At 40.6% G+C, this 24,501-nt stretch carries 20 protein-coding genes and 1 pseudogene; 10 read left to right on the plus strand and 11 right to left on the minus strand.

Going from position 1 to position 24,501, the window contains the following annotated elements; all coding sequences use genetic code 11:
* The first annotated feature begins 46 nt into the window (after positions 1-46).
* From ACYVM0_RS16580 to ACYVM0_RS16600, 5 genes are all read left to right on the plus strand, one after another.
* A complete protein-coding gene (locus tag ACYVM0_RS16580; protein ID WP_460558698.1) occupies positions 47-1,270 on the plus strand; it encodes a sensor histidine kinase in 1,224 nt (407 codons plus the stop codon).
* 32 nt (positions 1,271-1,302) lie between these two features.
* Positions 1,303-2,034 carry a LytR/AlgR family response regulator transcription factor gene (locus tag ACYVM0_RS16585; RefSeq protein ID WP_430986342.1) on the plus strand — a complete coding sequence of 244 codons (732 nt, stop codon included), beginning with the start codon at positions 1,303-1,305 and terminating at the stop codon, positions 2,032-2,034.
* 31 nt (positions 2,035-2,065) lie between these two features.
* Entirely contained in the window at positions 2,066-3,364 is a 1,299-nt protein-coding gene (locus ACYVM0_RS16590; RefSeq protein WP_460558701.1) for a M28 family metallopeptidase, read from the plus strand.
* 56 nt (positions 3,365-3,420) lie between these two features.
* Positions 3,421-4,254, plus strand: coding sequence for an AraC family transcriptional regulator (locus ACYVM0_RS16595; RefSeq protein ID WP_460558703.1), 834 nt, complete (start codon positions 3,421-3,423; stop codon positions 4,252-4,254).
* Between the two features lie 64 nt (positions 4,255-4,318).
* Positions 4,319-5,761, plus strand: a complete 1,443-nt coding sequence (locus tag ACYVM0_RS16600) for an alpha/beta hydrolase family protein (protein WP_460558705.1) — start codon at positions 4,319-4,321, stop codon at positions 5,759-5,761.
* 198 nt (positions 5,762-5,959) lie between these two features.
* Here the strand turns inward: ACYVM0_RS16600 and ACYVM0_RS16605 are convergent, their stop codons facing one another.
* A complete protein-coding gene (locus tag ACYVM0_RS16605; RefSeq protein WP_460558707.1) occupies positions 5,960-6,736 on the minus strand; it encodes a phosphoglycerol geranylgeranyltransferase in 777 nt (258 codons plus the stop codon).
* A gap of 108 nt (positions 6,737-6,844) precedes the next feature.
* On the opposite strand from ACYVM0_RS16605, the pseudogene arfB reads away from it, so the two are divergent.
* The 3 genes and pseudogenes from arfB to ACYVM0_RS16620 all read left to right on the plus strand — a co-directional run.
* Positions 6,845-7,234: pseudogene (gene arfB / locus ACYVM0_RS16610) on the plus strand (alternative ribosome rescue aminoacyl-tRNA hydrolase ArfB); the annotation flags it as partial.
* A complete protein-coding gene (locus tag ACYVM0_RS16615) occupies positions 7,234-8,019 on the plus strand; it encodes an MbnP family protein (protein ID WP_460558709.1) in 786 nt (261 codons plus the stop codon). The pseudogene arfB and the gene ACYVM0_RS16615, both read left to right, overlap by 1 nt.
* Before the next feature lie 2 nt (positions 8,020-8,021).
* On the plus strand, positions 8,022-9,065 hold the full coding sequence (locus ACYVM0_RS16620; protein ID WP_460558711.1) for a cytochrome-c peroxidase: 1,044 nt from the start codon (positions 8,022-8,024) through the stop codon (positions 9,063-9,065).
* 6 nt (positions 9,066-9,071) lie between these two features.
* Here the strand turns inward: ACYVM0_RS16620 and ACYVM0_RS16625 are convergent, their stop codons facing one another.
* Entirely contained in the window at positions 9,072-9,710 is a 639-nt protein-coding gene (locus ACYVM0_RS16625; RefSeq protein WP_460558713.1) for a hypothetical protein, read from the minus strand.
* Positions 9,711-9,817: 107 nt separating this feature from the next.
* On the opposite strand from ACYVM0_RS16625, the gene ACYVM0_RS16630 reads away from it, so the two are divergent.
* Together ACYVM0_RS16630 and ACYVM0_RS16635 are read left to right on the plus strand one after the other, a co-directional pair.
* Positions 9,818-11,320, plus strand: coding sequence for a lipopolysaccharide biosynthesis protein (locus ACYVM0_RS16630; protein WP_460558715.1), 1,503 nt, complete (start codon positions 9,818-9,820; stop codon positions 11,318-11,320).
* 89 nt (positions 11,321-11,409) lie between these two features.
* A complete protein-coding gene (locus ACYVM0_RS16635; protein ID WP_460558717.1) occupies positions 11,410-12,426 on the plus strand; it encodes a metallophosphoesterase in 1,017 nt (338 codons plus the stop codon).
* A 12-nt stretch (positions 12,427-12,438) separates the two neighbouring features.
* Here ACYVM0_RS16635 and ACYVM0_RS16640 read toward each other — a convergent pair whose 3' ends face one another.
* From ACYVM0_RS16640 to ACYVM0_RS16680, 9 genes are all read right to left on the minus strand, one after another.
* Complete coding sequence (locus ACYVM0_RS16640) at positions 12,439-12,798, minus strand: cupin domain-containing protein (RefSeq protein WP_460558719.1); 360 nt, start codon at positions 12,796-12,798, stop codon at positions 12,439-12,441.
* An 85-nt stretch (positions 12,799-12,883) separates the two neighbouring features.
* Entirely contained in the window at positions 12,884-15,283 is a 2,400-nt protein-coding gene (locus ACYVM0_RS16645) for a bifunctional YncE family protein/alkaline phosphatase family protein (protein WP_460558721.1), read from the minus strand.
* 235 nt (positions 15,284-15,518) lie between these two features.
* The gene (locus tag ACYVM0_RS16650) at positions 15,519-16,325 is read right to left on the minus strand and encodes an N-acetylmuramoyl-L-alanine amidase (RefSeq protein WP_460558723.1); all 807 of its coding nucleotides are present in this window, start codon (positions 16,323-16,325) and stop codon (positions 15,519-15,521) included.
* A gap of 123 nt (positions 16,326-16,448) precedes the next feature.
* On the minus strand, positions 16,449-17,492 hold the full coding sequence (locus ACYVM0_RS16655; RefSeq protein ID WP_460558725.1) for an NAD(P)-dependent alcohol dehydrogenase: 1,044 nt from the start codon (positions 17,490-17,492) through the stop codon (positions 16,449-16,451).
* Positions 17,493-17,614: 122 nt separating this feature from the next.
* Positions 17,615-18,403 (minus strand): gluzincin family metallopeptidase, encoded by a 789-nt coding sequence (locus ACYVM0_RS16660; RefSeq protein WP_460558727.1) that lies wholly within the window; start codon positions 18,401-18,403, stop codon positions 17,615-17,617.
* Between the two features lie 23 nt (positions 18,404-18,426).
* Positions 18,427-19,020, minus strand: coding sequence for a hypothetical protein (locus ACYVM0_RS16665; RefSeq protein WP_460558729.1), 594 nt, complete (start codon positions 19,018-19,020; stop codon positions 18,427-18,429).
* Between the two features lie 780 nt (positions 19,021-19,800).
* Positions 19,801-20,520, minus strand: a complete 720-nt coding sequence (locus tag ACYVM0_RS16670) for a LytR/AlgR family response regulator transcription factor (RefSeq protein WP_460558731.1) — start codon at positions 20,518-20,520, stop codon at positions 19,801-19,803.
* Positions 20,517-21,602 (minus strand): sensor histidine kinase, encoded by a 1,086-nt coding sequence (locus ACYVM0_RS16675; RefSeq protein ID WP_460558733.1) that lies wholly within the window; start codon positions 21,600-21,602, stop codon positions 20,517-20,519. Before ACYVM0_RS16675 ends, ACYVM0_RS16670 begins: the two co-directional genes overlap by 4 nt.
* Before the next feature lie 357 nt (positions 21,603-21,959).
* A complete protein-coding gene (locus ACYVM0_RS16680; RefSeq protein ID WP_460558735.1) occupies positions 21,960-24,404 on the minus strand; it encodes a TonB-dependent receptor domain-containing protein in 2,445 nt (814 codons plus the stop codon).
* Between the last annotated feature and the right edge of the window lie 97 nt (positions 24,405-24,501).

Genomic DNA, 24,501 nt, shown 5'->3' on the forward strand with positions numbered 1-24,501 from the left:
TCAAAACACACCGTATTTTCACTATCTTGAAGTTTAGATTTGCATTATGGGTAAAATAAACGTAAGATATTGGGCGTGCCAGATATTGGGCTGGGGTATTTTCAGCCTTATTCATATCTATTTTAACCTGGTTGTTTTTAAAGAACAGTTTGACCAGCATGGCGGCGATACGGAATACCTTATCAGTATCGGCATCTTGTTTTGCTGCGGTATTATATCTACCCATCTTTTAAGAACGGTGATAAAAAAAACGCACTGGCTCAGGTTTTCTTTCAACCGCCTTTTCCTGGCTTTTATTGTTGGTATTGTAGCTACTGCGCTCATATTTTCTTACGGTGGTAATGCTATTGAAAGCAGCACCAATTATTCATTTGATCATTATATCCAGAATTTTAAACTGGAAAAAGCCAAAAAGCTGGAAGCCAATGCCGGGCTTGATAAAGTGGCATATTACGCCTCAACCCCGGTTAAAGATTCTCTCAGTAAAAAAACCATTTCAGATATCAGGAAAAACACCGGCTGGCACCGCAATAGCCAGGGCATCTGGAAGTATGAAGACAAAACAGTACCCATCCAGATTTACCAGAATATTTTACTGGTGGCACTATGGTTCCTGATCTATATCGTTTATCATTATGTGGATAAGAACAGGAAGGACCAGCTGGACCGGTTAAAGCTGGAGAGCACGGTAAAAGAGCTGGAATTAAAAACGATAAAATCACATATCAATCCGCATTTTATTTTTAATTCTTTAAACAGTATAAGGGCGTTGGTAGATGAAAATCCCGGCCGTGCAAGAACCGCCATTACCGAACTGAGCAATATTTTACGCAGCAGCATGAAGGCTGAAAAAGCAGAAACAGTATCGCTGCAAAGAGAACTGGATATTGTAAAGGATTATCTTGCATTGGAACATATGCGTTTTGAAGAAAGGCTGAATGTGGAAATGGATATTGACCAGGATACTTTGGGGCAACAGGTGCCGCCGATGATGCTGCAAACATTGGTAGAAAATTCTATTAAACATGGCATCAGCAAATTGGTAGATGGTGGCGTGGTGCGTATTGTGGCCGACTTTAAAGGCGATAACCTGGAATTACTGGTGCAAAACACCGGCCAGCTGAATGGCAATATGAATGGTGATGGCTTTGGTATTAAAAGCACACAGGACAGGCTGAACCTGATGTACCAGGGCAAAGCACATTTTGAAATAAAGAACCTGAATGATAATATGGTGGAAAGTAAAGTAACCATGCCGGTAACCATTTAAAATAGTCAACATTAAATAAAGTAAACACTAGTATGCAAAAAGCTGTAATTATTGATGATGAACGTTTGGCAAGAAATGAATTAAAAAAATTATTGCTTGAATTTCCGGAGATTGAAGTGGTGGGTGAAGCTGCCAATGCCAATGAAGGGCTGGAAAAGATAGAGAACCTTTCGCCCGATCTGATTTTCCTGGATATACAAATGCCCGGCAAAACCGGTTTTGATATGCTGCAGGAATTAGAGAAAGCGCCTCATGTTATTTTTACTACCGCTTACGATGAATATGCATTAAAAGCTTTTGAAGTAAATGCATTGGATTACCTGATGAAACCCGTAGAGCCCAAACGCCTGGCCGATGCTTTACAAAAATTGCAACAGGCCGAAGAAAAAGAACTGGCGGCTACCATGGCCAGCATTAACCGCGGCATGCTTACAGAAGCCGACCAGGTTTTTGTAAAAGACGGCGAACGCTGCTGGTTTGTAAAACTGGGCGAAGTGCGTTTATTCGAAAGCGTGGGCAACTATGCCAAAGTATTTTTTGGCCCCAACAAACCATTAATATTAAAATCCTTGAACGCACTGGAAGAAAGGCTGGATGAAAAAGTTTTCTTTCGTGCCAACCGAAAACATATTGTAAACCTGCGCATGATTGAAAAAATTGAACCTTATTTTAACGGAGGTCTTTTACTGGAATTGCATGCCGGCGAAAAAGTAGAAGTAAGCCGCAGGCAGGCGGTTAAGTTTAAGGAGATGATGAGCTTGTAATAATGAACAATTAAATAATTAATAATTGATAATGAAGAAACTTATTTTAACAGCTGCAGCAGGCTTCGTATGCCTGCTTTCTTTTGCACAGAACATTGACAAGATCATAAACGCTGCGGAAGTGGAGCGGATTGAAAAAATATTATCTGCTGATGATATGCAGGGCCGTAAAACTTTTACGCCGGGTATTGATAAAGCAGCTGATTTTATCGCGGGAGAATTTACCAAAAGCAAACTGCAGTTTTTTGGTAACAGCAAATCTTACTTCCAGGAGTTTATTATGACCAAGGCAAAACCTGTTGAGATAAAAGGCATGCTGGATAATGATTCTTTAACGATGAATAATATTGCAGCTAATACCACTGCTGCAGAAATTAATATCAGTTCATTGAAAGATTATGAAGTGGTGCTGGTAAAAAAAGAGGATGATTTTTCAAAAGTGGTGTTCCCTGTTTTTGATATGGAGAAGAATGTGCTGGTGCTGGTAGATACTGCACACAGCAGGCGCTTTAAGGGCATGCAACGTTTTACAGGCAATGCAAAATTTCAATCGGGTGTATCGCAGGTATTTATTTTAACGGCTAATCTTAATCCTGCCACCATCAGCCTGCACATCAAAAACCAATTGACAGAACAGCACCTGAAAAATGTAGTGGGTGTTTTGCCTGGCAAAAGCAAAAAAGATGAGTATGTGGTATTTGCCGGCCACTACGATCATTTAGGTATTGGCAAGCCCGACAAAAACCAGGACAGCATTTACAATGGTGCCAATGATGATGCGGCAGGTACCACTGCAGTGATGATGCTGGCAAAATACTTCAGCGCACAAAAAGAAAAAAATGAACGCACGATAATATTTGTAGCTTTTACCGCAGAAGAAATTGGTGGCTTTGGCAGCCGTTACTTCAGCAAACAATTGAATGCAGATAAAGTAATGGCCATGTTTAATATTGAGATGATTGGCACCGATAGTAAATGGGGCAACAACAGCGCCTACATTACCGGTTACGAAAAAAGTGATATGGGCAAAATTTTACAGGCTAATCTTACCGGCTCTAAATTTCATTTTGAACCCGATCCTTATCCCAAACAAAATTTATTTTACCGCAGTGATAATGCCACGCTTGCAGCATTAGGTGTGCCTGCACATACCATCTCAACATCAAAAATGGAAGAAGCCCCAAATGATGAACCTAACTACCACAAACAAAGTGATGAGATCGGCACCCTGGATATGAACAATATGGCGGAGATCATTAAAGCCATTGCTATCAGCAGTAAAACTATTGTGAGTGGTAAGGATACGCCTAGCAGGGTAGAGAAGCAGTAAGCGCATTGAGGATTGAGACAGGTACCGTGTTCGGTGAAGACACCAAACACGGTAGTATGAATGTTTTTTCATTTTTATCCATGGTAGAAATTTTTGACGATATCAGAAAGCTGTACCGCTTTGCTACTCCATGTGAGGCGTTGTTAGATTATATTGAGTTTTTTTCAGAGACTTCTCTTGATGCAACCAATCAATACATCAATACCGAAAAATTTACGGTAAAGCTTTTCCCGAGTTATACACCTACAATATGGATCAACCTTGGTTCCCCCTATCGTTTAACCAATGGCAGGCAACAGGTTTGTATTGATGCCCACACTGATATTCTTTTACTGAGAAATAATATTGTAGAAAGAACCAACCTGCGTACGGATAATATTTTCACCGTTAAATTTAACCCCGGTGGCTTTGAAGCCGTGTTTGGCATTGAACAAAATAAGATCGGTAATAACATCATCAATGTGCACACCTTGTTACCTGCAGCTTTTCTCTCTGCATTAAAAAAACTGGATGCCTTTGAAGCAAGGATAGCAATGCTGCAGGAATATTTTTTACACCTGGTACAGGTACAATTCAGGAATAAGTATCCGTATCAAAAAGTATGGAATGCCGTATATGCTTTTCAACAATCCGACATGCAGTACAATAATAATAAACTTGCCGGCGAACTTGCGCTTACAGATAAAACCATGTACAGGTATTTTATAAGTATCATTGGCATTGCACCTAAAAATTATTTTTCTATAGTAAGAACAAGAACTGCACTCACGGCTTATGTTACCAATAAAGAATTATTTTCTCCTTACAATTTTGGCTATTACGATATGAGTCATTTCAGAAAAGCGGTGGCACAATTTACCGGGCAACCCTTATCACAATGGCAATCCTGATTTTGTCCGGTTTTTACCCCTCTTATTTATTGTGCCGGCATAAATTGCAGCACAAAAAAATAACATGAAGCCAGTTGTTCTATTCCTGTTTTTACTATCGTACACTATACAAAAATCTTTAGCGCAAGGCTATACTCCTTCAATTGAGCCATGCCCTTGTCTTATTAAAATTGAGAATGGCCTGGTATCAAAATGTGGTTACCTGGTAGTACCGGAAAACAGGCAAAAGCCTGCGGGGCGAAAAATAAAAATACCCTTTGTATTAGCCAGGAAACCAGAACAGGACGCAGAAAAAAATTTTACGCTCTATACTACCGGCGGACCGGGATACAGTACCATCGCTAATTTTGACAGCATCAGGTACAGGTCAGATTTTTTAAAATTTGGTGGCTTTATTGCATTCGATCAGCGGGGTACTAAACTATCGCAACCTTGTTTGCAATGCGATGAAATCGATCTGGCAATAAAAAAATCCTATAAAGAAAATTTACCTAAAGATAGTTTGGAACTGGAAGCAGTAAAAAGATGCCGTAAAAGATTAGCTGCACAAAACATTGATCTGTCTGCATACAATACTATTGAAAGTGCCGCAGATATCAACGACTTAAGATTGGCATTGCAGCTTGATTCATTGAATTTATTGGGTATTTCATATAGCGGTGGCTTAATGCTTACGGTAGTAAGAAATCATCCTGTGGCTGTAAAGTCTTTGATACTAAATTCCCCGTTGCCCGGTTACGTTAATTATGAAGAAGATGCTTTGTTCAATATTAATGAAGCGCTTAACCAGGTATTTGATAATTGCGAAAAAGATTCAGGCAACAATTCGCAATACCAAAATTTAAGAGAACGGTTCCACCAGTATTTTACAACTATTAATGGAAAAGTTTTTACAATAGCTTATGTAGAAAAAGGCACAAATGACAGCTTGCAGATACACTATACAAAAAATGAATTGTTAGACGCTGTGATCAACAGGATAAACAACAGCCAGTTAAAGTCCGTTCCATTTGTAATGAATGAATTGATCAATGGCAATCACACAAAATATATAACCGAAGTATTGGATGATAATTTTAGTGGCAATAAAAGTTTATCGCATGGTATGCGCTACTCGGTATACTGCAGCGAACAAATTGCCTTTGCCAATAAAGCTTTGGTACAAAAACAGGAGCAGATGTTACCCTGGCTTTCCGGTTATCCATTCAACAATGTAAACCATGTTATATGCAGCTGCTGGAATGTAAAACCGGAACCTGTTGTAGCTAAAACAGCAGTGTATTCCACTATTCCGGCATTGATATCTGCAGGCGATGCCGACCCATGGTGCAGGCCATTTTACAACAAGCTGATAAAAAGATATATGCCCAACAGCCAGTTACTGATTTTCCATAACCGGGCACACGGCTCTGGCTTTGGTATTGACGGAATAGATTTTGTAAAAATGTTTATTGAGAATCCATATAATAAAATTGTTTCTGCTTCAAAGAATGTAGTGGTGGAATAAATTTGCTCCTGGCCGGTGAAGATACCGGCCGGGGAGGGAAATACGCAATAACATGGCAACTCCTTGTTCAGTAAACCAATTAGATAATTTTATTCTTCTACGTCAGCTTGAAGCCGCGTAATGCAGCTTTAAATTGTTGTCCTCGGTCGGTGTCTTCACCTACTACCATGGGAATCAACCACGAGGGGAGAAAAAACATTAAGCTTTCACCGGCACACTATGCACCGCTGCGGCCATTTCCTTAATTAAGTTGGGGTCTTTTTCTATGGCATTGCCTACCACTATTACATCGGCACCGGCTTTGCAATTGAGGTATGCTTTTTCCGGTTCAATAATGCCACCGCCAATGATCAAAGGCACATCAATAGATTTTGAAACCTTGGCGATCATGTCTTCAGTAATGGCTCTTTTAGCGCCACTGCCGGCATCCATATAAATCAATTTCATGCCCAGCATTTCACCGGCCATGGCCGTACACATGGCTATTTCATTTTTATCAGAAGGTATAGGTGTGGCATTGCTGATATACGATACCGTAGTAGGTGCGCCACCATCAATCACCATATAACCCGTAGGCATAATTTCCAGCCCGCTTTGTTTTACAAATGGTGCACTGATCACGTGCTGACCAATCAACAGATCGGCATTACGGCCACTGATTAAAGAGAGGTACAATAATGCATCGGCATATTTGCTTACCTGGCTGGGACTACCGGGAAAAAGAATAGTAGGAATAGTACAGGATTTTTTGATCAGCTGCAGGCATTCATCTAAATAACTGGAGATAACAAGGCTGCCGCCTACTAAAAAATAATCCACGCCGGCAGCAACAGAAAGCTGTATCAATTGCTCCATATTATCATCAGTCACCTTATCGGGGTCGATGAGTACAGCAAAAGATTTTTTGCCCAGTTGTTTTCGTTCGGTTAGTGAATTATAAATGCCTTTGGTCATTCCCTGTCTGATTGATTGCAAAAATGTAAAAAAAAATCGTCTTACCGAAATAATAGACGTAAATAAGGCGATTCCGGATGCAATTTCCTTCTTTTTATTGGTAAATTTGTGATAATGACTGATATATCTGCCGAGATAAAATTTAAAACAGCCCGGAGTGGCGGCAAAGGTGGCCAGAATGTGAACAAGGTGGAAACCATGGTGGAAGGTTACTGGCATGTGGAAAACTCCGCTTTATATAGCCCAGAACAGAAAGAACTGATCCGTAATAAGTTGATCAATAAGATCAATTCGGAAGGCTTTTTATTGGTAAAAAGCCAGACCGAACGCAGCCAGCTGGGCAATAAGCAACTGGTGATTACAAAAATGAATGAGCTGGTAAATAAAGCACTCATTGTTCCCAAAAAAAGAAAGACTACCAAACCCGGCAAAGCTGCTAAGGAAAAAAGAATTGAGTTTAAAAAGAAAGTGGGTACTTTAAAAGATTTCAGAAAAAAGATAACGCCTGATAAATGGTAATGGCAACCCTGAAAAAAATAGCCGTATTTGCGATAGCCTGCTTTGTGGTAATGCTTTGCTGCAGTAGTGTTAGACGTGAATCGTCAATGGTGAATGGTGAATGGCAGACTCAAAAAAAGGGAAGCGTAAAGATTGGTTTTATTAATACAGTTAAAGATACGCCGCTTATTTTAGACAGTGTTGCATACCAGAATCCTTTTGGTGAAGTGTATCATGTGGCAAGGCTGAAATATTATATCAGTAACATTGTATTGCACCATGCTTCGAACCCATTTGCTGAACCCGACAGTTATCATTTGCTTGATGCCAGCGACAGCGCTTCTCTAAGTTTTACTTTTGATGCCACAGCCAATACATACAACAGCATTTCATTTATTGTGGGAGTAGATAGTTTGAAAAATGTAAGCGGCGCACAAAGCGGTGCACTAGACCCTGCAAACGGCATGTTCTGGACGTGGAACAGCGGTTATGTAATGTTTAAGCTGGAAGGCAGTTCACCGGCTTCCACTATTATCAATCAAAGAATAGAATATCATATCGGCGGTTTCAGCGGGCCTGATAATGTATTGCAAACGATTACATTGCCGCTACCAAAAACATTGCACATAGAAGAGGGAAAGCATAGCCAGATAATTATCATGGCCGACCTGGATAAATTATGGCAGGGTGCTGCTGATTTAAAAATTGCCACCACACCTGCTACCATGACCCCGGGGATCTTATCCAGAAAAATTGCAGGCAACTATAACAGGATGTTTACCATTAAAGACGTGCTGAACCAATAAAAATGACTACCAGGATCATTATAGCATTGATAATATTTGTTGGCACCGCATTTCTTTTTATCGGTGCAGCAAAAAAAGACAATGATCCTTATAAACCTACCTATCTTAAATTAGAAATTCCCAAAGGCTGGCCCAAACCTGCCAAAGATATTTTTGCCAATAACCCTTTAACGGAACAGGGTTTTCAATTAGGCAAAAAATTATTTTATGATGGCCGCCTTAGTAAGGATGGCAACTTTCCCTGTGCCAGTTGCCACCAGCAGTTTGCTGCATTTGCCACTTACGAACACGATTTTAGTCATGGCATTAATAATTTATTTACCACCCGGAATGCCCCTGCATTATTCAATTTAGCCTGGATGCCATTGCTGCACTGGGATGGCGGCATCAACCATATTGAAGTGCAACCCCTGGCGCCGCTTACCGCACACAACGAAATGGGCGAAACTATCGACAGTGTGCTGAAAAAATTAAGAAAAGATACGGCTTACCCTAAATTATTTAAAGCCGCTTTTGGCACGCCATTGATCAACAGCCAGCGCATGTTAAAAGCATTGGCACAGTTTACTGGTTCTATACTCAGCTACAATAGTAAGTACGATAAAGTATTAAGAGGCGAAGATAAATTTACACCTGCCGAAGAAAGAGGGTATACATTTTTTAAAAACAAATGCGCCGCCTGCCACACCGAGCCACTGTTCACTGATAATTCATTCCGCAACAACGGGCTGTCTGTAAACACTTATTTAAATGATTATGGCCGCATGCGCATCACCAATAATAAAAACGATTCTTTAAAATTTAAAGTGCCCAGCCTGCGTAATGTAACGCTTACCTTTCCCTATATGCACGATGGCAGGTATTACAGCATTGGCCAGGCTATCGATCATTACCGCACTGGTATTATTACCACGCAGCCTACACTGGATACTTTATTAAAAAACCGCATTGCTATCAACAATGCGGAGAAGAATGACCTGATCTATTTTTTATTTACGCTTAGCGATACCACACTTACCAGGAGCAAAAGGTTTGCTATGCAGTAAGGTTACCTATCCCTTGCGTTTACCTCTCAGGGTTTCTAAAATCTGTTTTTGCTTTTCTATTTCTGCCTGCTGGTTAGCCTGGTCTTTCTTATTGTCTTCTATATCTTTTTCAATACTTTTTCTCTTCTTCTCCAGGCTGGCGCTATCATCAATAAGATTGCTGTATTTTTTATCCGCCTTTTTCACGGCATCTTCCTGTACAATAATCTGTTGTTCCAGGTCGTAAGCGGCAATCATATTTTTAATAGTGTCTAAATAATTCTTTGCATTACTGATTACACGGCTATCGCTGCTATCGCTTATAAAACTGTCAAATCCTTTTGATACCATTAAAGTAAGCGTAGAGTTTTCTTTTTCTTTCCGGCTTTTTCTGTCGGCCATAAAGTACAGGTCATAACTATCGTTGCCCAGTTCAGGCATTCTTACGCCTTTATAAACCGTAAAGCCTTTACTGTCTTTTCCTTTGTAGCCCATTTGTTCCATTTTATTGTCAATAGCGTCCCTGATGGTCTTTTCAGGAAAAGGAATTTCTGCCACTACGGCCTGTCGGTTGATCTTCTGGTATTCCACTGTGGCCGTACGGGACTGCGCCGTGGCTAAAGTGTACAATGTAAGGGCAACTATCAGTGTAAGTACGTTCTTCATATTAAATTATTTGCTACAAAGATATATTTTGTAACTAAACCGTTGCACCTGATATTTTAAAATAAATTAAAATTATACGGTAAATTTGGAGCTAAATCACAAGGGAATTGAGCAATATCAAGAAATTAGCCGGGCAAACAATGTGGTATGGTGTAAGCTCTATTGCCGCAAGGTTTTTAAATTACCTCATTACCCCCTACTTAACCGACGTATTAACCAGGGAAGATTATGGCAAAATGAGCCTGGTATATTCGGTTTTACCGTTTTTAAATGTGTTGTTTACCTACGGAATGGAAACTGCTTTTTTCCGTTTTTCCAACAACGGCGAAAATAAAGATACCATTTACAATACCACGGCCTCTTCCATACACATCAGTACGTTGTGCTTCGGTATCACCTTATTATTATTTCATCACCAGCTGGCCAATTTTGCCGGCGTGGGCAATTACCCCGAATTAATTAAGCTCAGCGTTTTTATCATCATGATCGATACGTTGACCATCATCCCCTTTGCAAAATTGCGCTACGAAGGCCGGCCGGTAAGATATGCTATGGCAAAGATCAGCGGGATACTGGCCTACCTCTTTTTTACGTATTTCTTTTTATCGGTTTGTTATGTGCATGCAAAAGCAGACCCTACTTCTTTTTATGCCAAGCTGGTAGATACTTCCCGTAACCCGGTGTATTATATTGTAGTGGCCAATTTAATACAGGCCATCGTTACACTGTTATTTTTATCAAAGGAAATACTGGCTATACGTTTTAAAATAGATAAAAAATTGTGGCGGCAGATCATCGTGTACTCCATGCCGCTGATCATTGTAGGCATGGGCGGCGTAATTAACGAAACCATGGACCGCATCATGCTGAAGTGGTGGGTGCCTGGTACAGATGATTTTAAAGAAGCACAGGTAGGCATTTACAGTGCCTGTTATAAACTATCTATTCTCATCAGTCTTTTTGTGCAGGCATTCCGTATGGGTGCCGAGCCTTTTTTCTTTAAACAGGCCGGCACCGAAAATCCGCAACGTACTTACGCCAGGGTAATGAAATTTTTTGTGATCGTTATCTGCATGATGTTTTTGGTAGTGGCATTGTACCTTAACATATGGAAACATTTTATTGCCGCTAAATTATGGGCCGGCCTGAGTGTAGTGCCCATCTTATTACTGGCCAATATGTTTTTGGGTATTTACTACAATCTTTCTATCTGGTATAAACTGGGGCACAAAACTTCGGCTGGTGCGTATATTACACTTACCGGTGCAGCCATTACTATTCTCATTAATTATTTCTTTATTCCTCACTTCAGTTATATGGCTTGTGCGTGGGCAACATTTTTCTGCTACGGTAGCATGATGGTATTCTCCTTTGTATGGGGCCAGAAGGAATATAAAGTACCCTATCCCTGGAAAAAATTATGTGCCTATATTGTAATTGCAGTACTGTTGTTCTTTATTCATAAAGGCATTATTGCTTTTACAGATAATAAGATAGTGGCATTATCGGTTGCTACGCTGTTGCTGGCAATGTATACCTGGTTTGTTGCACAGGTAGAAAAAAAGGAATTGGCAAAACTGCCTGTTGTTGGAAAATACTTTAAAGCATAAATCTCCCGCAGATTACGCTGATTACGCTGAGAAATGCAACGCCTTATCTTCTGCGGCATCTGCGTAATCTGCGGGCACTCTTCACCACCATGCGCAAGCTGTTACAATATTTATTCAGAAAGCCCCTTACCTGGATGGGTAATTCCCTCAGCGCCAAACCTGAAAAGGAAACCGTGTTTAAATCATTGACCAAACTCTACAACAGCGCAAAGAAAAACAGTAAAAGGGTGTGCAGCATTACAGCAGATGCTGCCAAAGATAAATTCATCATCTTCAGCGATCAGCATAAAGGCAACCGCAACAGCGGGGACGATTTTGCGGCCAGCGAATTCAATTATATCAAAGCCCTGGAATATTATAAACAACAGGGGTATTCGTTTATCAACCTTGGCGATAGTGAAGAGTTGTGGAAATATAAAGCGGCTGATGTTTTGCCCGCCAACAAAACTGTGTTTGCTGCCGAAGCCGCATTTCAGCCGGGTAAATATTTTAAAACTTTTGGCAACCACGATCTTACCTGGAAAAACAAACTGGATGTTGAAATGTACCTGAAAGATTATTTTACCATGCCCTTACCGGTATACGAAGGCATTATTTTAAAAGTGGGCAATTATGGCGATTACCAGCTACCGCTTACTGTATTTTGCACCCATGGCCACCAGGGCGATAAAATGAGTGATAACAATGCACTCAGCACATGGATAGTAGCGCATGTATGGGCGCCTGTACAACGTTACCTGCAGATAAACGTAAACACTCCCAGTAAAGATTATACACTACGCAATAAGCACAACCAGCTGATGCACCAGTGGAGCAGTCACAGAAAAAATATGGTGCTGGTTACCGGCCATACGCATAGTCCTGTTTTTGCATCAGGTAAATATTCTAACCATCCCGCCAATAAAATTGAAAAAGATGCCAACGAAAAATTAAGGCCGTCCTATTTTAACAGCGGTTGCTGCTGCTTTAATGATGGCGATATTACCGGTATAGAAATCGAAGGCGGTTATATCCGCCTGGTAAAATGGTACGACGATAATGACGCAGCAGTAAGAATGATACTGGAAGAAATTAAGCTGGAAGATTTAATGAAAGACCTGGATTAATATTTTACACCATTATATTTTCTCCAGCTGATGTCTTGTTAAATCGCCTTCGGTATTGCCGGTATTTAAAGTAGTGGCAGGTTCAAACAACATGATCGACACTTCCTGTTCAGCCACCGGTTTATGCTCCACCCCTCTTGGTACAATTATAAATTCATTTTCTTTTACCTCCACCACCTTATCCCTGAAGTGAATACTAAACTGCCCTTTGATCACATAAAACATTTCATCTTCATTATCATGTTGATGCCATACAAATTCACCCCGGAATTTTACCAGCTTCACCTGCTGCCCGTTTAACTCTCCTGCTATCCTCGGATTAAAGTAATCATTGAATAAAGACAATTTCTCAGCAACATTTACTTTTTCCATTGTTTACTTATTTTAAAAGATTGGCAACCTTTGTACTTAATTTCTCAGCCTAACTCTCCCGTCCTCTTTTTCTCTGCGCTAAAAATCAATCATCCTCATCTTTATCCTTACTCACTTTTACAAAAGCCGCTCTTCTTGGTGCAGGCATTACGCTATGCAGTCCCTTCACCCCTTTCCATATCACTTCGCTGAATTCCAGATCCGGCACACGGTCTTCTTTGGTTAAATCAAATTGTGCCGAGCGTTGCGATAATTCATTCCATACTATATTCTTCTCGGTAATATCTACCTGTGCAGGCAATGCGGTATAAGCGGTGTAATCGGGTGTAGCGGTAAAGCAGCGCCACAGCGGTGTTGCGGCAGCATCATACTGGCTCATGGGTGCAACACCTAAAATCAATTCCATGGTACGCAATACGCCACTGGTGGTATAAGGTGTATGGTCTACAAAATGCCGCTTTACATACGGGCCCACCACATATACCGGGCTGCGGTGTGCATCCACATGGTCGGGACCGTTTTGTGCATCATCTTCTAAAATAAACACCACGCTTTCGTTCCATATTTTACTATGGCTTAAAAATTCAATAAACATACCCACGCTTAAATCATTATCGGCCACATGTGCAAATGGGGTGGGCCTGTTTTTACTCATCCCTTCTGTATGGTCATTAATTAAACGTAGTGTATTCATTTGCGGTAGCTGATTGATGGCTACCAGGCTGTCAAAATCTCTTTTCCATTGGTTTACCCTTGTGGTATCTCTTATCTTCTGATCCCAGCTGGTATAATAAGTACAAAAATGATTTTCCAGTATGGGAATGTTAGCCTTATAGTCATCAGCAAATTCTCCGTAGGTTCTGTAACTTACGCCTGCTCTTTTACAGGCATCCCAGATAAATCCACCTTTATTATTGGCAATATTCCTGGTGCCCTCTGCATCATACCCACCGCCACGGCCGCCATAACTGGTTACCCAATTCTTTTCTAAATAATCTGTTGCATAAGCACCCAGGCTCCAGTTGTGGCCATCGGCACTTACTTCACCATCTACATAAAAATTATCCAGCAACACAAAATCCTGTACCAGTTTATGTTGATTGGGCGTTACCCTTTCTCCAAATAAAACCAGCGACGTATCGCCATTACCTTCTTTTACATCACCCAGCACCTGGTCGTAAGTGCGGTTTTCTTTTACAATGTAAAAAACATGTTTTATGGGCGACTTATCACCTATCTTTTGCGGAATAGGATTACCTGCTTCGCCTTTAGACAACATTTCTTTTTCTTTGGTATAAGGCGTGTTCCTGTATACCTGTTGCGAAAAAACACTCAATTGTTTTTCGGATGGCATATCAATAATACTCATGGTGCCTTTCATTAAACCACCAATATATTGCGGGCCATCTTCATCATCGGCCTGGTGCTTTACTCTTTTTTTTGTGGGCTGCGGCCCTTTGGGATTGGCAAAAGAAGAAAAGCCTTTGCCGTTGGTAACAAATATTTTTTTACCGATCACTTTTACGCAGGTGGGGTACCAGCCTACCGGTATAAATCCTTTTGATACACTTCTGCCGGGTTCACTCACATCAAAAACAGTTAAGCAATTATTATCGGCATTGGCAATAAACAACGATTTTTCATCGGCACTTAATGCCAGGCCATTGGTGGTACTGCCCTGTGGTGCATCAGGATATAAGGAAGCCGTTAATGTTTCAATTACTTTTTGTTGTCTGGTATCAATTACCGAAACAGAATTATCCAATGCATTGGCAACAAATAAATGATCGCCTTTTTTAGATAAACACAATTCGTTGGGATGTTCGCCAACATTAATGGTAGCAGTTAACTTTTTATCTGCGGTGTTGAATACAGCTACCTTTTTTTCACCCCAGATTGAAATGTACAATTGCTTTTTATCAGGCGATAATAAACAGGTATACGCTTCTGCCGTTAAGGCAACCTGTTGTACAATTTTTTTTGTGGTAAGGTCAACAATGTACAATGAATTATCATCTTTGGTAACTACATACAACAAATGCCGGGCATCATCAATGTCTATACCGGCAGGCGAAATTTTATTAGGCCATTTGGTACCCAGCTTAATACTGTCTTTCAGCAGCAATTTATTATTGTCAATAGCATATTGCAATATCCAGTTATCGTTACCACCGCTGGCATACAAATATTTTTCGTCGGCGCTGAAGTGTAAACCCAGCCAGCTTTTTTTAATTTCTATATTATCAAGAATTTTTTCTGCTTTAATATCTATCAGTTGCAGCGTTTGTTTGCTTTGCCCGTTGTTGGTAACGGCCATTAATTTTTTAGAATTGCTTACGGCCATATTCAAAGGCAGATCGCCTAAAGGCAAACTTCTGCCTGCCGGAGAAAGTGACCAGCCATTAGGCAGGGTCAATTCTTTTTGCGCCTGTGCAGTTACACCCAAAAAAAGCAAGGCACAAGACGCAACAATTATTTTCTTCATAGATAAATTTATTAGGCTGCTAAGGTAGCAAATGCTGTACACAACAAACATCACCGCATATTATTTCTGGGTTAAGGCATTTGGCCTGCGGCGAAAAGGGTTGGCCACGGATCACACGGATTTTCACGGATTAATACAAAAAGAGTGACCGCCAATATTCAACAAAAAAATCCGTGAAAATCTGTGTACTGAGCCTGCCGAAGTATCCGTGGCAAAAAGAAGTGTTGAGCAAAGCTCAATACTTCCTGCTCAGATCATAGATAATTTTTTTATCCGCCTCATTTATTTGCGGCAGAGTATCCTGTTGTACAAAATGCAGTTTAAAAGCTTTGATGGCCGCAACAGAATCTTTGGTATCGTACCCTATGATACGCAGGGATTGTATAGCATTAAAATTAGCGGGTACCGTCACATGCGCCGTATCATACCAGTTACCAAAACCATTTTGGGCCAGCAACTGCCAGGGAAAATATTTATTGGGGTCCACCTTTCTCTTTGGCGCAATATCAGAGTGGCCTATAAAATTAGCAGCAGGAATATTATTATCCTTCTTCAGTTTTTTTAGCAACTGCAGCAGGCTGTTGAGCTGCGGTGCTGTAAAAGCCTCAAAGCCATTATTATCTAATTCAATACCAATGCTGCTGCTGTTAACATCGGTAACATTGCCCCATTTGCTGTTGCCTGCATGCCATGCCCTTAAATAATCATTCAGCATGTGGTGTATGGTACCATCTTTACAAATTACATAGTGTGCACTTACCTGTGTACGCGGTAAGGTAAATGTACGTAAGGTACTGTCGCAGGCGTTTTGCGCCGTGTGGTGAATGATAACAAAATTAGGTTTACGCATACCAAAGTTGGTGGTGCCCACCCACTGTGCCGCATTCATTGCACTATCAATGATCCCGGGTTGTTTACGCAACACTTTCGAAAACTGCTTAGCCTGTTTTTTATAAACTTTATTAGAAGCTGCATATTTATTATTACTGCAACCATTGCCAATAACAACAATAAAAAACAGCAGCATTATTTTATACCGCATCCATTATTTTTTAAAAACGAAAGTTACTGCAAATTCATCAGCCTCTTTTACCACCAATAAAAAAAGCTGCCCAAACGGGCAGCTCATTATTAATTATTTAATTATTCATTATTTCATTATCCATTATAAAGTGGCCATGTCAATCACAAACCTGTACCTCACATCTCCCTTCAGCATTCTTTCATAGGCTTCATTAATATCTTTTATCGCAATCACTTCCACATCACTTACAATATTATGTTCGGCGCAATAGTCCAGCATTTCCTGTGTTTCGGGCAGGCCGCCAATTAAAGAACCGGCTATGCTTTTTCTGCCAAAAATAAGGTTCATTGCAGGTATTTGTGCAGGGCTTGGTGGCACACCCACACAAACCATTACACCATTGGTACGCAACAAACTTAAATAAAAATTATAGTCGTGTTCTGCCGATACTGTATCTAAAATAAAATCAAAATACCCGGTTACTTTTTTTACCTGTTCTGCATCACTGGTTAATACAAACTGGTGTGCACCTAAGCGTTTGGCATCTGCTTCTTTGGATGGCGAATGGCTCAACATCGTTACTTCTGCACCCATTGATACGGCTAACTTTACCCCCATATGTCCTAAACCACCCAATCCTAAAACACCCACTTTTTGCCCCTTACCCACTTTCCAGTGGCGCAAAGGCGAGTAGGTGGTAATGCCTGCACAAAGTAATGGTGCTACGGCCTCTAATGGTAACTTATCAGAAATGTGTAATACAAACTCTTCACGTACCACAATTGATTTACTATAGCCGCCTAAAGTATAGCCACTGCCATCTTTTTCCTGGCCGTTGTAGGTACCTACCATACCGTTGCTGCAATATTGCTCTAAACCATCTTTACAATTATCGCATTCCTGGCAACTATCTACCAGGCAGCCAACGCCGGCAATATCGCCTACCTTAAATTTGGTAACATGGCTGCCCACCGCACTTACTTTGCCAACTATTTCATGACCAGGTACACAAGGATATATAGTACCGCCCCATTCATTACGGGCTGTATGTAAATCACTATGGCAAACGCCGCAGTATAAAATATCAATTTCTACATCGTGAGGTTTGGGAGCTCTTCTTTTAATGGTCCATGGTGCCAGCGGACTTGTTGCACTTTGTGCAGCATAGGATCTTGTTGATGACATGTGTGTTTATTTTAAAGTAGTAACAAATGTAGAAAGATAAAGTTGCAAACCGGTATCTAAATATTTTTATTCAATTTTTTTAATGAAAAATTAATGCCGGTTATTACTGATTGTAACAGCAATTATAATTTTTGCATATATGCTTTCCAGCTGCGGAGTAAATTATCTTCGGTGCTGTTTAAAGCCGCAAGTATGGCCGCTTTTTTATTGAAAGGTAAAAGTGTTTTCAGTTTATCTCTTCCCCATTTAACATCAATAAACATTACCATAGTACCGGAAAGACTGTATTTTAATTTCCCCGTCCAGAAATTATCCAGGCTCCCGGGAATTGTATTGGCAGCAATTGCTTTTTTAACCTCATCAATTCTTGCGGCATCACATTGCCCCGACGCATACACCGCTAATCCTTCCACCAGCCAATCTATCCCTTCGGTATCACTAAAATCAGGGCTGCCGTTGTGCTGGCCATGAAATACATGCACCAGTTCGTGTGTGATCAGCTGCTGTGTTTTTTCTCTTTCGGCATAATGATGTTCGCAGGAAGCACTGTCCCATGCTTTTGGTGCAATCATATCCAGCCGGCTGGCAATACCACTAGCCACCATCCAGCACTCCGATTTAAAATCGGGCATATGCCAGTCTTTTTGCCAGGTACTATCCAGCGACTGCCTGTTGGGGTGAATAAAAACATTAAAGCTTTTATTAAAGGGCTCAGCAAAAAATAATTTTACCGAACGCATGCCATTATCAATAAGTGTACGGTATTCCTTTATCTGCTTACTATCAGCAGCGGTATAATATAAAGTATAGCCTTTATGTTTTGCAGCGTGCCAGTTATCATCCTGCACTTGCCAGCCAATTAATACGGTTGCAAAAAAAAGGCTGTATAATACTACATACACCGGCTTCATGGTATCTTTATTTTACAGTGCTATTAATTTTTATCTGCTCTTTTATAGCGAAACGATTTTGTGGCATTCAATGGATGAGCACCTTCCAGCCCTGCTGCAGTTACCTGCAAAGTAAAGTTACTGAATACCACATCCGGTAACGATGGCTGAATACTGAATTCAAAAAAATTATGGGCTGTATTGTTTATTGCAAATACCGAACGTTTATCCGGGCACCATTCAAACAACAGCACCACACTATCTGCAGCAGGCATATTAAAATGCATGCGGCCATTGCTATCTGCCTTAACAGTTTCCTCTTTTGTGCCCGATTTTACAATAGCATACAGCAGTTGGTTAACCTGCGCATTGCTGCCGCTTATTTGCAGGGTAATACCTTTTGCAGGTATTTTTTTTGATTGCAGCAAAGTATAATCTTGCTGCTGCTTATTGCTGTTGAATATAATGGTATTGCCTTCCTGTTTCCAATGCCCTGCCCCCGAACGATCCAGTGCACCGTACGAAAAGAAAAATTCAAAGCTGTTATCGGTATTCAGTTTAAACCCCGATGCGGTTTCCATTACACCCTGTAAATAATATTCGCCTGTAGCAGGCACTGTTGCGGTTTGTGCTTCCATAATGGTGGTTGTTAAAAGCAAGCTGCTCAAAAGCAGCGGCTGTTTTATTTTTATACTCATTTCGGCTGCAAGCTAATGGCTGGTAAAAAATTTATGGGGAAAAGATGAGTTAAAGTGAGGTGTAATTTAGTAAACGGCAATAGTGAGTATTGAATTTCCCTTCTTGCTAAAACAACTATCAAAACAATAAAGATAAAACACAATGTCAGGAGTTGCTTCTTATTGGCTTTGCAAATGTTTTTATGACTGTTACTTTCGCCTCCACAGCCGTCCCGAAAGCATTCGGGATGCGTCCCTGCGCCGGCGCTGCTTTTTCCCCTTTGAAAAAATTATCGCTGAAGCGAATTTTTTCAATCCCCAACAAGTTGGGTACCGGAGAAAAAGAGGCGCCTTACGCAGGGACTGGTGAGAATTAAATGCAGTGACATACTAATGTTGTCACTGTTGCTTATTCAGCAAGAGCTTGGCAGTATGGGCCTCGGAAAAATTGCGTTAAGAAAATTTAGCGGCAAGTGGTAAAAATGAAATAAAGGTTACTGATGATTGGTTTTATTCTTAGCCCGTAAGTCGCACATAGTATGGCTTTATTCTGCCGCTGTGACTTATTTCATTTTACCCTTGACGATAAATTTTTAGCTTTTTTTTCCGCAGCCCTTGATTTTTGCTTCTTTTCATCAAGGAAAAGAAGAAAAGCAACTGAAAAAATTAAACGCAGTAATACCCTAACCTGCAATCATTTTGCAGTATGATTTTTTATCAAGAAAAAGAAGAAGGAAACTTTTACGTTATCATCCGGTGCTTAATAATCTCCATCAGATCCTCCTTATAACTCTCCCCAATTAAAATCTCTGCCGTAACGTTCTTCAGCACCACACGGTTGCCCTCGATACCGGTAATACGGTTAACAGGAATGATAAAAGACTTATGAATACGAATAAACTGTTTGGCAGGTAAATGAAGCACCAGGTCTTTAAGATTGGTGTACACCAGGGTTTTTTGTCCGCCGCGGTAAATGGCCACATAATTTTTCATGCCCTCAATGTATTCAATCTCATCCAGGTTTATCTTAAGCAGCTTGCCCTTGGATTCTGTTTTTACAAAAATATAATTGTCTTCAGCGGCAGTTTCGGTAACCTCTGTTTTTTCGGTACTGGCCTTTACTACTTTTTGTACGGCATTTAAAAAACGGGGAAAACGGATCGGCTTCAATAAATAATCCACCACATCCAGTTCAAACCCTTCAATGGCAAAATCGCTGTAGGCCGTGGTAAGAATAACTTTTGCTTTACCGTTAATAGCTTTAATAAAATCAATACCCGAAAGCTCGGGCATCTGAATATCTAAAAACACCAGGTCAATATTTTCGGTGATCACTGTTTGCAATGCCGCCACCGGGTTAGTGCTGCTGCTTACCAGGGTTAAAAAATTAGTTTGCCCTATATAATGCGCAATAATATCAATGGCATGTTGTTCATCATCTACAACTAAACAGCGTATCATAAAGTATCAATAGTTAATTCGGTGGTATAAAATTCAGCTTCGTCTTTTATCAGCAATTTGTAATGGCTGCCATAGCCAAAATCCAGCCGGTTGCGGATATTATCCAGGCCAAGCCCGGTAGAAATTTCCTTGGGGCCGCTCTTCTTTTTATTGCGGCAGTAAAAATACAAATGGTTATGTTCAATCACCAGTTTAATATCAATCGGCTGGTCGGGCTTTTGCAGGTCGCCGTGTTTAAAGGCATTCTCTACAATGGTGATCAATACAAAAGGAATGATCTCTGCACCATTCACCACACCCTGCACTTCAAAATGTACATTCAGGTTATTGCTGAAACGCAGCTGGTTTATCTTGATCACATTGCGTACATGTTCAATCTCATCTTTCAATGGCGCTTTATCATCGGCGCCTGTAGCTTCGTTTAAGGCATAGCGCATAATATCCGATAAGGTCAATATCCCTTCTGATAACTCTGCCGAATACGGCAACGATTTAGCATACAAAAAATTCAACGTGTTATGCAAAAAATGCGGGTTGATCTGCGATTTTAAAAACTTAAAATTGGCTTGTGATTTATCTACTTCCAGTTGCATCTTTTGTGCTTCCAGTACTTTGCGTTGCTGCTTTTCATCACGCAGGTTATTTAAATACGCCAGCAGCAACGAAAGGCCGGTTAAAAAAATGGCCGATATAACAAAGGAGACATAAAAAATAGCTTCGCCGTTTTTAGTGGCCATGGTACCTTCGGCTACTTCCGGAAAAACAGCATGCCGGCCCAGGAAATAGAAAAAAACAACCGCCGATAACAAAACAGAAATAATAACGTAGTAAGTTACTTTCCGTTTTTCTACTATCAGTGTATTAAAATAATTGAGCGAAAAATAATAGAACAAACTATGAAAAACAAGATCCAGCAACTGTTTTACCAGGTACTTCTGCGACAGCATTTTCTCTACCGTGTGTTTGGTTTCTTCTGCCACAAAAGCTTTTGCAATAATTAAACCTAAAATAAACAAAAGGGCATTTATAGCCAGCACCACCAAAAATACAGTTACAAAAGGATATCTTTTTTTTGCCGCCATTGCGCTTTTTGTTTACTGGTAAAAATAGTAATTAGTTGTAAGTATTAAGTTATTAGTTGGTACAGTGGGCATCCCGGTTAAAAAATGGTAAGCCCGGGGCTCTCATAAAAATCGTTTAAGCACTTCTTAAATGGCAATACATTTTTCATCGGCTGCACTGCTACAAGGGGTAACCACTAAGGCACAAAGGCACGAGGTAGAAAAAATGCAACACATTTTCCCCTGGTGTCTCTGTGCCTTTATGGCTAAATTCAATCTTGTAAAAATTGTTCCTCAACCCTTTACAACAGGTATCATTTCCTGCCCGATCTAAAAACCCAATCTCCCCATTCCTCATTATCAAATATCCATTATTTATTATAGGCCCGGCGCCACGCCACCACCGCTCTGTACTCTCTTGGTTTCATCATCTGCACCGGTACCACGCTGGCGTGCAGCTTTAACCAGGTTGCTGCCAAAGCGGTATACAAAATTCAGCTTAAACTGTTGTGCTTCCCAGTTGGCTTTAATATCAGTACGTTGTCCGGCAAAATCGCTGGTACCCCTGAATTTAAAAGTATGAAACACATCACTTACCGAAGTTTTAATGGTAGCCCTGCCTTTTAAAACCTGTTTTTGTAAACCGGCATCAGCAAAATACATGCTCTTTGCTTTTATGGTGCCCTGGTACACGGTAGGGGCACTGTAATACCCGGTTAACTCTGCCGTAAATGTTTTGGCAAATTTTATACTGTTCTGTACATACAAGGTAAGGCCACCGGCGTTTACATTAATCTTTCTGCCGGCACCAAAATCAGCTTCGTACTTGGTGTAATAACTGTTTACATTGGCAAACATACTGTAGGCTTTGTAGCGGTAAGGGTAGCTGATGCTTAAGCTCACTATATCCTGCGTAGCCAGGTTTTGTTTAGAGATAAAGGCTTTCGATTTTTCAGCCGTATCAAACACCTGCGTAAACAAATCTTTTACATGGCTGTAATTTAAAGTAGTGGTTAATTTGTACTTATAGGTATTGCTCAGGCCAATGCTATTGGTGTATTGCGGGCGTAAATTAATATTCCCTTTTTGAAAAGTATACTCATCCAGTTTAAACTCAAAAGGATTCAGGTCCTGGTAATTGGGTCGGTCGATCCTTCTGCTATAGCTAAGGCTGTACTGGTTGGTGGGCTTTTTATTAAACGTAATAGCTGCACTGGGAAAAAAATCAACATAACTGCGTGTAAACGTTTCGGTATAGGGGTTATATACCGTACCGGTTTTCTTTTCGCTGTTGCTGGTGCCTTTGGCATCGGTATTTTCCACCCTTACACCGGCCTGTATGGCAATACCTTTTAAAGCACGGTTGTAATTTACATACCCTGCGCTGATGTTTTCTTTATACGTAAAACGGTTGCTGCGGTCTTTATCCGGTGTTTCTACATTGTTGTTTACATTGTACCTCTGAAAATCATTATCCGTTTTTACATTAGAAAACTTACCCCCAAATCCAAGCGTACCTTTTTTAAACGGTTGCTCCCAATCGGCTTTTACTGAGTTAATATTGATGGTGGTAGGCGCTTTCATCCTGTATATTACACTGCTTAAAATATTTTGCTCTGCAGCATCGTAATAGGTATTAGGTTGATACTGGTTGCTGTTAATATTATAATACCCATGGTCGGCATTTACTGTAAGGCTTTTACTGCCGGCAGTGTAGCTGTAGTTGGCATTATAATTTACATTGTTTCTTTTTAAAATGCTGGTATTATCAGCAATCAAAACGCGGTCTACCACACCGGTAGGCATATACGCAATAGGGGTACGGCCGTAATTGGCGGCACCGGGGCTGCTAAGGGTACCATTTACCATTACACCAATCGTATTCTTCTTATCAATAAAATAATCCATGCCCGCTTTAAAATTGTGGCTTTCATTATCCATGGTTATCAGTCCCTTCTGGTTAAAAGAGCTGTCGGCTACCGTACGTACAATACTCAGGTTATTTTCATTCAGCCCTTTATTATAACTGTAATTACCAAACAGGTTTACTTTTTTATTGCGGTAATTTAAATTAATACCGGCGTTATACTTGGCATACACCCCAATATTCCAACCGGCATTTACCGATCCGTTGGTACCCAGTGCCTTATTTTTCTTCAGGCGTATGTTAATGATGCCTGCATTACCTGCCGCTTCATACTTTGCCGATGGGTTGGTGATGATCTCTATAGATTCTATCTGTGCCGAATTCAATGTTTTTAAATAATTCGCCAGGTCCTGCCCGCTCAATGGCGATGGCCTGCCATCAATATACACCTGCACACCATTCTTGCCGCTCAGGCTCAGGTTCTCATCTTTATCTACCTGTACCCCGGGGCTTTTGCGCAACAAATCCAGCGCATCGCTGCCTACCGAGTTTATGGTACCTTCCACATTTACGATCATCTTATCGGCCTTCATCTCAATCATGGGTTTTTGTGAGGTTACCACCACGCCTTTTAAATTGGCAGCGGCTTTTTCCAGTTTTAAATCGGCTACGGTAACAGCCGTTCCGTTTACTTCAAAGGGGGCACTAAAAACGGGGGTATAGCCAACATTGGTGGCTTTAATTAAATATTTGCCGGCGGCAATATTGGTAAAGCTGTACACGCCGTTGGCCTTACTTACAGCCAGTTTTTTAATGCTGGAATCTTTGGCTGCTAAAAGGCTGATGGTAGCGCCGGTAATACCTGCGCCCTGTGCATCTTTGGTGGTACCGCTTACCTGTGCCTGGCTATGGGCAGCAAACAGGCCGGTAAGGAATAATAAAATTACTTGTCTCATAATGTTCTTGTTTTTATGGTTAACTTTTTTTTTTGATGCTGCAAACCTATAATGGCGGCTAAGCTTTTTAAAAACTGTTATACCAATGGGCTATTTG

It is taken from the genome of Ferruginibacter profundus (assembly GCF_054783275.1).